The organism is Paenibacillus sp. FSL R7-277 (genome assembly GCF_000517965.1).
Classification (GTDB): domain Bacteria; phylum Bacillota; class Bacilli; order Paenibacillales; family Paenibacillaceae; genus Paenibacillus_AQ; species Paenibacillus_AQ silagei.
Map to the genome: position 1 here is coordinate 179,114 of NZ_ASPX01000055.1, position 14,592 is coordinate 193,705.

The window sequence follows — 14,592 nt, forward strand, 5'->3', positions numbered from 1 at the left end:
TCCTCCTTAATATTCAATTTTTTCACGGGTAAGCACTTTATTGAGCACCCAGGCGATGATCAGACACTCCAGCACCATGAACACAGCAAGTGCACTGCCGTAACCAAAGTTCTGCTTCAGGAACGCTTCCTGGAACATTTTCAGGGCAATCATGGTCGTAGAATGCAGCGGTCCGCCGTTGGTCATAACATACACACTTTCAAAAGTCTTAAGCGAATAAATCACGTTCAGCACGACACAGATCCGCAGCACATCAGACAATAACGGAAGCGTGATATAACGGACGGCCTTCCAGCCGACGGCTCCGTCCAGCTTCGCGGCCTCATAGTACTGCTCCGAGATGCCCTGGATACCGGCGAACAGGATCAGCATGTTATAGCCTACATAATGCCAGGTTGTTACAATCAGAACAGACAAGAGTGCCGTCTTGGTATCTCCAAGCCAGGCCTGGGCCCAGCTGCCTAGGTGAGCAGCCTCCAGCAGCGTGTTCAGCATCCCGATATTCGGATCGTAGATTTTGACCCACAGCAGACTGACCATCGTCGTTGACATGACCACCGGGAAAAAGTAAATATTGCGGAACCATTTGCGTCCCTTCATCTTTCGGGAGACCAGCAGCGCCAGGCCGAACGAGAGCGGAAGCTGAACGAACACGCCTGTCAGCAGAAAGGCCACACTGTTCCATACCGCCTTCCAGAAGCTTTTATCTGCGGTGAACATCTTGGTGTAATTGTCCAGGCCCACGAAGGCCATAGGGTTAATTCCGTCCCACTCCTGGAAGCTGTAATACGCCGTCATGAGGATCGGCACGAAGTAGAAGACCAGAAATATAGTTAAGCCGGGCACTAGAAACAAAGCGATTAATTTCTTATCCGAGAGCGCTCTTTCCATCACTATCCACCTATCAGAGTGCAGAAAAGCGATGCGGTCCAAGAGACTGCATCGCCTTTCCCCTATTATATTTGTAAAACCTGTCTTACTCTGCCGAACGGAGCAGTGTTTCCAGCTGTGCTGTGTATTCCTCAGGCGTCAGATTGCCGCCATAGAGCTGCTGCGTCATATCGCGGTATTCCTGACCAGTATCTGCCGACAGCAGGCCGAACCACATCGCCTGGGTTTTGGCTGTTTTGCTGATATCTGTAGCATAAGCGGAGAGCTGCTCATTCTGCGACTCCGACTTCACTTCGCTGGCGGCATAGCCCGGCAGGCCTTTGCGTACGAACTCATCATTCAGCTTGAGGGACAGCTTAATAGCGAATTCCTTGGCTTTGTCGAGATGCTTAGAGCTGTTGTTCACGAACAAGGAGTAAGGTGCCGCCGAGTTCTGGAATCCGATCGTCGCACTGTAGACATCCTCTGCACCAGTCTTCGGGAATGCGATATATCCGAGATTATCGCCCATGGCCTTAGACAGCGCGCCGAAGTTGAAGCTGCCGTCAATCCAGATCAGCGCCTTATCGTTCTTGAACAGCTCCTGGGCATCCAGGTAAGCCGAGCCGAGGAAGCCCTTCTGGAAGGCATTGCTGCTTACCAGGGTGGCTACCTGCTTCGCTGCATCTACAAATGGAGCATCTGTAAACTTCGCATCGCCCTTAATCGCATTGTCGAAGGCGTTAACGTCCTGACGCGCTACGAGCATGTTGTACAGCAGATCACCCTGCCATCTTTCCTTGCCGCCGAGGGCGATAGGGATGATCCCTTTAGCTTCGGCCTTGGTTACAAGCGCCTGAAGATCGTCCCAGGTTGCCGGAGGCGTAGCGCCCAGATCGCTCATCAGCTTTTTGTTATAGTAGAAGACCAGGGTTGTACTGATGTTGGAAGGAACGGAATAGATATTGCCGTCTTCCTCCTTCACCAGCTGGTTGTCCAGAAATTTCGCGCCAAGTCCCGTGGAATCCAGGGTATCGTTCAGCGGGGCTACCGTTTTTGATTGCAGTACAGGTGTCCGGTAGGACTTCCCGGCATGCTGCTGGAAGACATCCGGCAGCTCATTGGCAGCCAGTGCAACACTGATTTTAGTCTTGTAGGTCTCGTCTTGTATGTACTCATAGTTCAAATCCACGCCGACTTCCGCTGCGGTAGCCTCGGCAGCAGCCTGATACATCGGATCTGCATCGAACATCCATAAGGAGACAGATTCCTTGCCTTCCGCCGGTTTCGCATCCTGATTCTGAGTTGCCCCTTCGTTACCATTGGCTCCTCCGCAAGCACTAAGCACTACACTGCTGAGCGCGATGGATGCTGCAACTACCCCAAGCTTTTTTCCGAACATTTGTGTTGGACCACCTTTCAATATTTCGGGTTTTGACTTACAGGTATCATCTTAACAAGTGAACCGCCGTGCACGAATGGAGATATATTGGTTCTAACAGTAAAATTTTTAGGTATGTCAGATTACTTTACACTTAATTTACGGGGCGTTCCCATCTTAACGGCAGCTTTACACAGGGTTAACTTTAATCAGCGAAAATGTAATCAAATGAAAAAGCCCGGCTGCAAAACACCGGACTCTGAGTAAAGCTGCTCTTTATGTATCCGAATAGGAACCGCTGTATACGGTATTCGGGGTCATTCCGTAACGTTTCTTGAAGCATTTGCTGAAATAGAACGGGTCTTTATAGCCCACCTGCCGGGCAATCGTCGCAATCTTGGGTGCCGGGGCTTCCTCCCCGGTGGCCCCCTGGCTGAGCAGCTTCATAGCCTCCCCAAGACGGACGTTCGTCACATATTCCACAAAAGACTCGCCGGTCTCCTTCTTGAACGCATGGCTTAAATAGCTCGGGTTCACAAACAGGGCGCTGGCCGTACTCTGGAGTGACAATGTATCCTCAGCGTAATGTGCCGTCACATAGGCGATGGTCTTGCTGATTAAGGCCGTGCCGCTGCTCTGCCGTTTCTGCGCACGGGCATCGCCTGCCTGCGGCTCCTGCACATCCCCGGCTTTGATTCTGAGCCGGTTGATGTAGCGTTCTGCCTCCCACTTCTCTGTCAGCTGCGTCCGGATCGTGCGGAGGGCCTGTTCGACAGCATCCTCATCGACTGGCTTCAGCAGATAATGGTCCGCTCCAAGCGATATAGCCTGCTGGGCATAAGAGAAATTATCGTAGCTGGTGATAAAAATCAGCTTGGCCGCCGAATTCAGCTTACGGACCTCCCCAATGAATTCAAGCCCGTTCATATTCGGCATCTCAATATCCGTAATGATGAGATCGATTGGCTGCTCCCCGATGATCTGCAATGCGGCCGTGCCGTCATCCGCTTCTGCGGCCACCTCGAACCCGGCGGCCTCCCAGTCCACGAGACGGATTAGGAGCTGCCTGAAATAATATTCGTCATCCACAATCAGGACGCGGGCTACCGGTGCTGTACTCATAGTCTGACTGTCCCCTCTTCCTGTTCGTTCGTCTGCAGAAGCAGCGGCAAGCGCAGCTTCACTTCTACGCCCTTGCCCGGCTCAGAGGTCAGAGAGATTCCGTAGGCCCCGCCGAACCGCAGGCGGATGCGGTCCTGAATGTTTCGGAGTCCGAAGCTGTACCTCTCCGCACTGTCATGCCCCGACCAGATCAGCCGCTGCTGCTCTTCGCTCATGCCTTTGCCGTTGTCGCGGACGGTGAAGCAGAGCCGGCTCTGTCCATTCGTGGTCTCCGCTTCGCAGGTAATTTCACACCAGCCTCCGTCCGCCATCCCTCTAATGCCATGGTGGATCGCATTCTCGACCAGCGGCTGAAGCAGCATGGTCGGCACCAGGCAGGACTCCAGCCCCGGCTCGATCCATATCCGGTAGTTCAGCTTAGGGAAACGGATCTGCTGAATATACAGGTAGCTCTCCAGATGCTTCTGCTCCTGGGCCACCGTAATCAGCTCCTGTCCGTTGCTAAGCGAGATCCGGTAGAACTCACCCAGTGCCTTCAGCATCTTGCTAATGTCCTTCGCCCCGGACATCACAGCCATCGCACGAATGGTATCCAGTGTATTGTACAGAAAATGCGGCTTGATCTGCGAGTAGAGCAGCCTCAGCTCCAGCATCCGCTTAGTCTTCTCTTCCGTTTCCACCTGAACCATCAAGCCCTGGATGTGCTCCACCATTTCATTGAAGGTAGCTCCGAGCCGCCCGACCTCGTCCTCAGAATCGGCGGCGGCTCGCCGCTCCAGATTCCCGCTGCCCACCTCGACAATCACCTCGCTAAGCTGGCTGAGCGGCCGGGTCAGCCGGCGGGCGAACAGAATAGACAGAAGCACGGCCGACAGGATGCTGATCAGGCCAAATCCGGCCAGCAGCAGAGCGATTTTCCAGTACCCGTAGGTTAGCTCCGATATCGTCACCAGCTGGACTACCTTCCAGTCATAGGGAGCAAGACTCTGCATGGATACTAAATAACGGTCTCCGGCGATCCTCTGGGTCCGGGTCCCTTGAGAGACTGACTTGACCCAATTCGTGAGGGATTCCTCCGGGACCGGCTGGTTCACCCTTGTGGCTTCATTCGCAGAGATGATTCTTCCATACCGGTTAATGACCAGCGTAGCGCTCTCCGGGTTCTGTTCATTATGATAGAGGCGGGCAAGCGTCCGCTCGTCAATGTTGACATAGATATAGCCAAGCGGGGTCCCCTTCTCCATGCTCTTAATGACCCTGCCCACACTGATCATATTCTTATGCTTCATCCCGGACAAAAAGGCAGGCGTAAGCGAATCCGCCCAGACCGCCCCGCCTCTGGCTGCATCGATCTCCGCCCGGGGATAGATTCCCAGACTCTCCCGGGTCACGCCGGTCAGATTGGAGGTGTAATAGAGATTGCCGCTCAAGGATTCTATAATTACGGAATCAATATTCGGCTCGGTTACTAGCATCGCTGCAAGTGTATTGTAGATCGACTTCAGTGCAGCAACATCATTGCCGGCACCGGTATCGCTGCTGAGCAACTTCTGGGTGTCCTGATTGATCAACACGAACTTGGTGAAATTCTGGACCGACTGGAACACCGTCTCCATCGACTGCTTGACCAGCTTCACTTCCTGCTGTGAGCTTGCCGTGGTTCTCTCCAGGGTCTGATTGAAGACAATCCGCTGAATGCTGACCATGAAAATCACCAGTGCCAGCAGGACAATCAGGAGGTTGCTTAGCAGAATCTTCCGCCGCAGCGGCATACTTCCGCTGAATAGAAAGGGCATATACGCCCTTAACCTCTTCGAGAGGGATGGATATGGCATGAACCGCTTCATCGTTCCCTCCGTTACATGTATGGTTGTACATGTATTATACACAAATTACAACAACAGAAAAGCAGCGTCTCTCCATAACTTAGAGAAAACGCTGCTTGAAGGGATTGGGCTTAATCAGACTTCTAAGGTATCGTTCACAATCTCATTCAGCTTCTTCAACTCGCTGCCCATCGGTGTAATCACTGACCGGACCTTATGGGCCAGCGGCTTGCCGAGAATATACTTGCCGAAGTTCTCCAGTGTACCCGACGGGCTCAGATCGAGCAGCAGCCGCGGCCCGCCGGCAGTCAGACCCTCCAGGGCTGTGCGGAAATTCATCGGCTTCCTCACCACATCCCACAGGAAGGATTCATCCACCGTCTGCACCTTCCCCCCGGTCATGGCCGATACCAGTGTCACTCCCGGAGCAGGCGTCTTGTAATCGATCTTTTGCATATATGTACGATAAGGCTTCTCCAGTTCATCGATGAATGAGGAATGGAAGGCGTAGTTCACAGGCAGCTTCAGACTGGCCACACCCTGTGCTCTGAGGAACTGCTGGATTTCGCCGGTATGCCCGCTTCTGCAAGCGATAGTGAAGTGCTTGTCGAAATTCACAGCGATCAGTTCGGAGCGGGTGTTCAGCTCGGCGTTCCGGTGATAGAGCTGCACATGATCCAGAACAGCAATCATCGCGCCGTTGTCGCAGGTATCCTCTAGCAGCCGTACTTGCGTCACGATCAGCTCCAGCACCTGTTCAGGCGTCAGTACCTTAGCCACCGCCAGCGCCACATACTCCCCGAGACTGACTCCCAGCGTGTAGCGTGGGGTGATTCCTTCAGCTTCCAGAGTCTCCGCCAGCGCGTATTGCACCATAAAGATTGCAGGATGGGAAAAGATAATATTTTCGAAGCTGGCACCCTTACCTCGTGAGTTCTGATACAGCTCTTCAATCACGCTCTTGCCGGTCAGCTGATGAACAAACCGGTCCAGGCGTTCCATCGATTGCCGGAATACCGGCTGCTTCCCGAACAATTCAAGCCCCATTTTATTATATTGCGAGCCTTGCCCGGAGAACATAAATACGATTTCGCTGTGCATTTCCGTCCCCCCTGATTGTAGAGCGGCTTATTTGAAATCAAGCAGTCTGGCATTATTCTTACGGTTCCTGAATTTCACAAAATGATTGATATCATCAATCTGGAAATACAGATTATTTTTGTAGAGATAGCTCATCTCCTTGCCTGGCGGATCGCCGAAGGAATGTCCCGGGTATACCCGGGTGCTGGGAGGAATCAGCCGGATGAGCCGGTGGATGCTGTTGAACATATCCTCAGCCGAGCCTCCGCTACTGTCGCATAAGCCGCAGCCTTCAATAAATACCGTATCCCCGGAGAACAGATGGTCCTGCCCCCAGTAACAGACACTTCCCTGCGTATGGCCGGGCGTCACAAGACAGGTAATCCGTGAATCACCGATACGAATGAGGTCCATGTCCTCGACGGTTCGGAGCCGGTTGCAGCGGTATTTATAGTAATCTGCCTCGGTTTTGGAGATGTAGACAGTAGGACGGTAGAGCAGTTCAAGCTTCTTCACCATATTGGTATGATCAAAATGAGAGTGGGTCAGCAGAACAGCCGTGACTGTGGCCTCATGCGAATCCAGAATACGGATCATCTGCGATACATCCCAGGATGGATCAACTACAAAAGCTTTGCGGGAAGTCTTGTCAATACCGAGATAAGCGTAGTTCAGGAAATTCATGCAATGCGTTTTAATCGTAAACAGATCATAGGTTGCTTCCATGCCCGCCTCCTTGAAGATTTGATAGATCTAATTTCCATTATTTATAGGATGAATCTACTAAATTATCATCTACTTTTTCACGAACTGTCAATGAATGTTATTGCTTCCATAGCAAAAAGCCTGCAACCTAGCATTGCAGACTTTTCCAGGATTATTCTCTTTAAGCAGGATAACCGCCCCCTGGCGGTGGCCACGCACCCTGCAGACGGCGGAGCAGAACAATCTCCCCCAGGTGATAGGAGTTATGGGAGGCGATATTGCGCAGCAGCCCGCCCTTGGTCTCCCCTGGAAAATAGGCCAATGGCTCGTCAAGCTTGGCGCTCTGAGCGATAGCAACCGCCTTATCGACACCTTGCAGCAGATGTGCGATGGCCTCCTGAAGCTGGGACTCCTCTGCTGGGGCCTTCTCCGCAGGCCAGCTCTCCTGTACGCTTGTAGGCCGCTGAGGCTGGCCGCCCTCCAGGTGGGTCAGCATGAAATCCTGCCAGAAGCCCATATGCTTCACCAGCTGATAGATGGAGTAAGGAATTCCTTCTATTGTATAACCTGCAAGCTCCAGTGTCAGATCCGGCAAGGCCCGGGCGATCGGAATATGTCCGCGCTCTCCCACCAGAGATTTCACCAGCGCTTGACCAAAAGCATGATTGGATTCGGACATCAGTATGCTCCTCCTATTGATTGTTCAAAATATAATTTACCGAAATTCAATATAGCCGGATTCTGATGATTTGTCAATTCTGATATCGAATCTAATTTGCAACACAAAAAAGCGAAACGCTTGAAGCTCCGTTCCGCTTTTTGATCTCAGGCTATGGTGTTCCATTCCAGTTAACGCTTATAAAGTACGCAGAATACCTAACAGCTCCTCCGACATCCTGCTTACTTCCTCGACAGAAGCATTAACCTCTTGCGTCAGTGCAGCCTGTGCTTCGGTCAAACTAGACATGCCGTTAATGGTACTGATAATATGGTCGATGCGGTCATTCATCTCCTGTGTGGTTTTCTCAATGTTGTTGGAAGCCATCTTGCTGTGATCTGCGAGCTTGCGTACCTCGCTTGCCACTATAGAGAAGCCCCGGCCATACTCCCCCGCATGAGCAGCTTCAATGGAAGCATTCAGCCCGAGCAGACTGGTCTGATTCGAGACCTCACTGATGAATTTGGTGATTTCTTTGGTTTCATTCGTTTTTTCTTTCACATCAACTGCAGCCTTGTAGGATTGCTCCTGGACTTCGGCGATATCCTGAGCTTGCTCTGTTACCGATACTATCCCGTGAACAATCTCGTTAATCGCAGTCAGCAAGCCTTCCATCTGCAGGTTTACCCGTCTGATTGTATCCTCTTTATTGATTTCCTGCGTAATATCACGAATCGTTCCTGCTACCCGCAGAGGAATACCCTTCTCGTCCCGGATCGTTTCACCGCCTGCGTGATACCAGCGATACTCGCCATTTTTGGAGCGCAATCTGTAGTTCACTGTATAGTCCGTCTGCCCGGTGTAGTCATTCAGATGATTGGCGAAGGCATCCAGCGTGGGCTGCAGATCCTCCGGGTGTAGCTGGTTGCTCCAGCTGCTTAACAGGTTCGGGAAATCATGCTCGCCTTCAAAACCAATCGTTCTGCGGAATTGCTCCGACCACCAGAACTCATTCTCCGGGTTGACCGGATCGCCTGCGATAACCACCATATCCCAAGGGGCTTCCACCAGGGCGCGGTTCACCAGATCATAGCGGACCACCAGTGCGCCCAGCTCGTCCTGTTTGATTTTTTTATCATGAATATCCAGCAAAGCTCCGGCTACCATAATAGGTGATCCGTCAGCGGCACGTACGGTTGTGCCCGTCGCCTGGAACCATTTGTACTCGCCTGCTTTCGTCTTGAGCCGGTATTCAATGTCGTATTTGATCGTGCCCGTCCGGTCCAGCATATGATCTGCGAACAGCTGCAGTACCCCCTCTTTATCCTCGGGATGAAGGCAATTGGACCAGCTCTCCAGCACATTGGGAAAATCATGCTCATCCGTATAGCCGATCATCCGGCGCAGCTCATCCGTCCACCTGAACTCATTATTCGGATTCACCGGATCACCCTCATATACATCCATCTCCCACAGGGAGATCTCAATCGCTTCAGTGATCATCTCCAACCGAACCTTGTAATAGTCCTCACGCTTATGTATCACGGACGTTAGTCGCGTTAACAATGCTTGCAGTTCATCAGGAACTGCGGCAGAATATGTATCGGTTTGCTCTTCTTCCTTGCGTTCAACCCGCTCCACATAGTTTCGTAATAGGTCGATTAGCTGATGGTCTGTTTGGGGCGGTGCACCTGCGTGTGTGTTTCCTTTGAATCTGTTCAGAATAGGCATGTTCTCTCAGTTCTCCTCATCTCATGGTGTGCGCTGCTTGGGAAAGCTAGATTGAGTATATAACAGGCCTGAACTTTTATATATAAATTTATATTTAAAATTTAATATAAAACAACGGCAGAATAAGACTTGACAAAAGTCTCAGACTGCCGCTGTTATTTGACTAACGTTTTGCATTTTCTCAAAAATTTTCGAAGCAATCTAATCCACTTGGGCTCGTATGCTTGGCTAATTGGAATCCCTTTATAATAAATATTATAAGGATCCATTCCCCATAGTTTTAAAAGTCCTTCAGGAACATCATGCTTATTTACAGGTGAGCTAGGATCTGCTCTGAAAAAATACTCATTACATGCAACACAGTACAAAATCAGCGATTCACCGGAGCCATATGCATAAACATTAAGCTCAGTTATACAGGTTTCACATTTACATATTCGATTGCGGTTTAGCCAATCAAGTAATTGCATGTTATCCCTTCCCCTTAGCTCAAATATACAATGTCAGTCTAATACTTTATTTTATAGATTAGAACTTGTTTTCTATGGATCAGGGAAACAGTTGGATTTTCTACACTTGCTGATGGACGATTAGGCCATAGTAGGATAGCAGTTGGAGAAAAGGCACTTAATTTTTCGCATTTTCTACTAAGGAGCGAGACTGAAGCAATTTAGTTGTACAATTTCCACTTGCTTCCTCCGTTTCTGCCAAAACCAACTGAACAAGATACGTTTATCCACCTACTTGCTGCCAGGTAACATCGACAACTAGGTAGCCCATACCAAAAAGGCACCCCGCTGACGAGGCACCTTACCTTGGATATATAATTATAGACGTTTGAGCTATACTGGATGGCCGGAGAAGGTGCGCTTAAGCGTCCAGCTCCTCCGGGGTCCAGTGCAGCTGGACGCCAAGCGCTACTAACTGCTGCTGATAAGCCTGTAGATGCTCATCCGATTCCCTGACTGCCGAGGGTTCGACCTGCTGCCTGATGGCATAGGCCGTGAGAGTGCCCGCCGCTTCGCCGATATTCCATTCTGTGGGATGCAGGCGGTAGCAGCCGTTCGCAATCTGGGTCATGGATATGTTTTTGCAAGCCGGGAGCAGGTTCTTGACCCGCACCGGGATCAATGATCCGAGAGGAATCTCATAAGGATGATTCGGGATATAAAAGGTACGCTGGCTCACCGTCGTGGGATGAAGATCCAGATGATAGCTGCCTACCCCTACGCTGTCCTCATAGCGCTTAGGCCCAGCCGGTCCGCGTAGCTCCTTGCTCACATCCTGCTCTGCTATCGTGTACAATCCGCGGATGCGCCGGGATTCCCGGATATATGGGGCTTTGGCCAGTCCATCCTCCGTGCCGAGCACATCCCCGCGCAGGCGCACGCCCGGGTACCCCTGCCCGCCGTCCAGGCGGGGCGCTTCGGTCTGGAGCCAATACACGAGTGAGAGGGTAAGCTGTCTCGCCCCCTCCAGGTGCCGCTCCCGTTCCTCCGGCGATACGCCGATAATTGACCCGGCATAGTAATCGTTCAGTGCCCAGTTCAGCAGAGTAACTTCGCCGTCATTCAGCGGCTCCGTCCAGATGGCCGGGTCTACGATCCGCCGGTAATCCCACAGGGAGACAATCCCCTGCTCATTTGGGAACATCGTGAACTGCTTCAGCTTGCTAGTATCGTCTGCATCTGAAGCGAACCAGCTTAAGATCGGATACTGCGAGAACGATGGGACATATTCGCGCCAGTAATCATAATCTCTTGGACGCGGAATCGTATAGTCTCCACCCGGCACATAGTCCACCGCCGCCACGTGGGTAATCGACTGCATGTCGAGCGGGTCCTGTGCCTCCAGAGCGTGCGGCTCCCCTGTCTCGCTGCGGGCTTCAGCGCCGCTGACATGCTCCACTCCGGCCAGCGGAAGCAGATCGCCGCACTCTGTGGCATCCAGATAGTAGGCTCCCCGCAGCCTGAAAAGCTTACCGCCCGTTCCCTGCCGGACGGTAACTCCAGTAACATAATCGCCTTCGGTATCAGCCGCGACTGGCACCGTATGATAGAGCACCTCGATCCGCCCGGTGTTCACATATGGGGCCAGCATCTCCTGCAGAACAGCCAGTGCTACCTTCGGCTCATGTGCCAGCCGGCTGACCCAACCGTTGCCGGGATTCAGTATAGGATTGCTCCTGGCAGCTTCCGTAAGCGGATAATTCCGCCTGTAATACTCCCTGACTCTGCTGCGGAACTCCCGGTAAGACGCGGTACTGCCCGATTCCTCAATCCAGCGGTGCTCATCCGGCGGCACGGCCTGGGAGGTCAATTGCCCGCCCAGCCAGTCCGTCTCCTCTGTCACAAGCACACGCAGTCCTGCCTTGGCGGCGGCCAGCGCCGCCGCCGTTCCTCCAAGTCCGCCGCCGATAATTACTACATCCGAATGCTTCTCCTGTTCACCAGCCATCTCTCTGTCTCCTCCCTGCCGCAGCAGTTAGATCTGTCTTTCGCCTTCGTCCCGGCGCAGCCGTTCCAGAGCCAGCCGGACTGCGCCGAAGCAGCCTGCCCGGTTGCCCAGCTCCGCCGGCACGATTCGGGCGGCCAAACTACCGCCCGCTTGCCCGGCCAGCAGCGGCCACCAGACCGCGCGGCTCTGAATGACCCCGCCGCCGATAATAATCAGCTCGGGGTCTACCGCCGCCCCGATGTTAGCTGTCACCAGCGCAAGATCCGCTGTGAAGCGCTCCAGCACCGCCAGCGCTGACGCGTCGCCCTGCTCCGCCGCCGCCATAATCTCCCGCCCGTGCGCATACGCCCGGCCGGTCTCCTCCAGTGCCAGCCGCAGCAGCGCCTGGCCGGACACATATTGCTCCGCGCAGCCGCGCTTGCCGCAATTACAAGGGCGACCTCCCGGCACCAGCACGCTGTGCCCCCAGTCGCCACCGCTCCAGGCGGCTCCGCGCAGCAGCCGGCCTTCCGCCAGATTAGCCCCGCCGACCCCGGTGCCCAGGGTCAGCATGACCAGGCTCGCCCTGCCGCGTCCCGCGCCCAGCCAGGCCTCGCCCAGCAGCGCCGCGTTGGCATCGTTATCGGCCGCCGCAGGCCGCCCGAACGCAGCCGTTGCCCACTGCGTAAGCTGCATCCCCTGCCAGCCGGGCAGATTATCGGTGGCGTAGACCACCTCGCCCGTATCCGCATTTACCTTGCCCGCCGAGCCGATCCCCAGCGCTTGCACCGCAGGATGGCCAGCCAGCAGTTCCTCCACCAGGCTGTGGAGCTGGCCGAGAATAACCTCCCGGCCCAGCCGGGCCTCCGTGTCGCGTCCGGCTTCCGCGAGAATCGTCCCCACTTCATCGGTCACAAGCCCCTTGATGCCTGTCCCCCCGATGTCCACACCTATGACTTGCCGCATTCGCATCACCTCCACTACTCTTTGCGCTAGCACATTGTATGCTGTTTTTCGCATACATTCGCCCCTCTGCCCTCGTAACAGCAAATTGTATACTGTTTTTCACATACATTTGCCCACGCACACTCGCGTTCGTACAATGTATACTGTTTTTCACATACATTCGCCCGTCTGCCCTCGCACCAGCAAATTGTATGCTGTTTTCCACATACATTCGCCCACGCACACCCGCGCTCACCCAATGTATACTGTTTTTCACATACATTCGCCCGTCTGCCCTCGCACCAGCACATCAGCCCCCGCCAATCCCTTACCGTTACACGGTACATCACGTACCATCGCTTCATTCCCCGAATCCTAATAAATCCGGTCAATGACCGCCCGGGCGGTGAGCTCCTTCATCCGTTTGGTCTCTTCGGCATGGAGCTGCTCCAGCCCTTGGCAGAGCAGGTCGATAATGAACAGCTGGGAGACCTTGGCCCCTACGGAGCCGCCTTCCAGCGGCGATTCCTTCCCGGCTGTCAGCAGCACAATGTCGGCAATGGAAGCAATCGGGGACTTGGCATAGTTAGTCATAGCAATCACCTTGGCCCCGTTCTGCTTGGCCTTCATCAGCATGTCATTCGTATCCAGTGTGCTGCCTGATACACTGATGCCAAATGCCACATCGCCTGCTCCCATCGTCACCGCCATCATAGACTGAATATGGCTGTCGGAATTGGCTTCGACACGCCGCCCGATCCGCAGGAAGCGGTTCTTGGCGTCCAGTGCCGTGATCCCGGAAGAGCCTACGCCGAAGAACTGGACGTACCGGGCCTGATCCAGAGCGTCTACCGCCTGCTGCAACTGCTCCCGGTCCAGCATGCCCAGGCTGGATTGCAATACACCAACCATTAAGGCATACAGGTGGTCGGCGTAATCCCCTCCGCCTGCCCCCTGCTCGCCATCCGCCTGAGTCTGCCGCTTCGGCAGGCCCTGGGCCAGCATCAGCTTGAAATCCTGATAGCCCTTGAAGCCGATTTTGCGGCAGAAGCGCATCACCGTGGTCTCGCCCGTTCCGGCAAAATCCGCCAGCTCAGTCACAGACAGATAGATCAGATTATCCGGATGCTCAAGCACACACCGGGCTACCTTTTGCTCAGACTTGGTCATGGACGGGTAATACGTGTTGATCCGGTCATTCATTTCCATTACGGTTCATCCTCACTTTTCTCGCCGCTGCTGCGAACGGCCGGGTGATCAGCTGCGGACGGGTAATTGCGGAGCCTACCACCACCGCATAGGCCCCCAGGTCCAGCGCTGCCTCCACTTGGGCGGGCTGGCTGATCCGGCCTTCGGCAATGACCGGAATCTTCAGCCGCTGTGCAGCCTGCTCCAGCAGCTCCAGATTCGGCCCTTCCTGCTGGCGGGAATACGGTGTATATCCCGACAAGGTGGTTGAGACGCAGCTGACTCCAAGCGACTCAGCGTATAGCGCTTCCTCCAGAGTGGAGATATCCGCCATGGAAGCCGCCGGGCTTGCCGTGAGCAGGTCTATGATCTGCTCCAGTGTACAATTCCCCGGCCGGGTCTGCCGGGTCCCGTCAAAAGCTATAATATCCGCCCCCGCTTCCAGCAACTCCTCAGTCTCTCTAAGCGTAGGGGTAATATAGACGTCCGAATCCGGGTAATTGCGCTTCACGATGCCGATCACCGGCAGCGCAACTGCCTGCTTGATGGCCCGCACATCTGCCGCCCCGTTCGCCCGGATGGCGATGGCCCCGCCTTCCGCTGCCGCCACCGCCATCCGGGCCATAATCTCCGGCCCGTGCAGCGGCTCG

13 protein-coding genes are annotated in these 14,592 nt (G+C 53.9%); all 13 read right to left on the reverse strand.

Going from position 1 to position 14,592, the window contains the following annotated elements:
* Positions 1 to 6: 6 nt before the first annotated feature.
* Positions 7 to 891 (reverse strand): carbohydrate ABC transporter permease, encoded by an 885-nt coding sequence (locus C173_RS17715; RefSeq protein WP_036726925.1) that lies wholly within the window; start codon positions 889 to 891, stop codon positions 7 to 9.
* A gap of 85 nt (positions 892 to 976) precedes the next feature.
* Entirely contained in the window at positions 977 to 2,272 is a 1,296-nt protein-coding gene (locus C173_RS17720; protein ID WP_036726929.1) for an ABC transporter substrate-binding protein, read from the reverse strand.
* A 255-nt stretch (positions 2,273 to 2,527) separates the two neighbouring features.
* Positions 2,528 to 3,373: a response regulator transcription factor gene (locus tag C173_RS17725; RefSeq protein WP_036726931.1), complete on the reverse strand. Its 846-nt coding sequence runs from the start codon at positions 3,371 to 3,373 to the stop codon at positions 2,528 to 2,530.
* Positions 3,370 to 5,169, reverse strand: a complete 1,800-nt coding sequence (locus C173_RS17730; protein ID WP_036726932.1) for a sensor histidine kinase — start codon at positions 5,167 to 5,169, stop codon at positions 3,370 to 3,372. The genes C173_RS17725 and C173_RS17730 overlap by 4 nt, the downstream gene beginning before the upstream one ends.
* A 165-nt stretch (positions 5,170 to 5,334) precedes the next feature.
* On the reverse strand, positions 5,335 to 6,300 hold the full coding sequence (locus tag C173_RS17735; RefSeq protein WP_036726937.1) for an acyltransferase domain-containing protein: 966 nt from the start codon (positions 6,298 to 6,300) through the stop codon (positions 5,335 to 5,337).
* Between the two features lie 27 nt (positions 6,301 to 6,327).
* Entirely contained in the window at positions 6,328 to 7,005 is a 678-nt protein-coding gene (locus C173_RS17740) for an MBL fold metallo-hydrolase (RefSeq protein WP_036726939.1), read from the reverse strand.
* A 160-nt stretch (positions 7,006 to 7,165) separates the two neighbouring features.
* Complete coding sequence (locus C173_RS17745) at positions 7,166 to 7,663, reverse strand: DinB family protein (RefSeq protein WP_036726940.1); 498 nt, start codon at positions 7,661 to 7,663, stop codon at positions 7,166 to 7,168.
* 177 nt (positions 7,664 to 7,840) lie between these two features.
* Positions 7,841 to 9,373, reverse strand: a complete 1,533-nt coding sequence (locus C173_RS17750; protein WP_036726941.1) for a methyl-accepting chemotaxis protein — start codon at positions 9,371 to 9,373, stop codon at positions 7,841 to 7,843.
* A 155-nt stretch (positions 9,374 to 9,528) separates the two neighbouring features.
* Positions 9,529 to 9,843, reverse strand: coding sequence for a hypothetical protein (locus C173_RS34260; RefSeq protein WP_155991517.1), 315 nt, complete (start codon positions 9,841 to 9,843; stop codon positions 9,529 to 9,531).
* Positions 9,844 to 10,243: 400 nt separating this feature from the next.
* A complete protein-coding gene (locus C173_RS17755; RefSeq protein WP_036726943.1) occupies positions 10,244 to 11,830 on the reverse strand; it encodes an FAD-dependent oxidoreductase in 1,587 nt (528 codons plus the stop codon).
* Positions 11,831 to 11,857: 27 nt separating this feature from the next.
* On the reverse strand, positions 11,858 to 12,775 hold the full coding sequence (locus tag C173_RS17760) for an ROK family protein (protein WP_036726945.1): 918 nt from the start codon (positions 12,773 to 12,775) through the stop codon (positions 11,858 to 11,860).
* 354 nt (positions 12,776 to 13,129) lie between these two features.
* A complete protein-coding gene (locus tag C173_RS17765; RefSeq protein WP_036726946.1) occupies positions 13,130 to 13,963 on the reverse strand; it encodes a MurR/RpiR family transcriptional regulator in 834 nt (277 codons plus the stop codon).
* A partial coding sequence (locus tag C173_RS17770) for an N-acetylmannosamine-6-phosphate 2-epimerase (RefSeq protein ID WP_036726948.1) occupies positions 13,950 to 14,592 on the reverse strand: 643 nt, incomplete at its 5' end. The genes C173_RS17765 and C173_RS17770, both read right to left, overlap by 14 nt.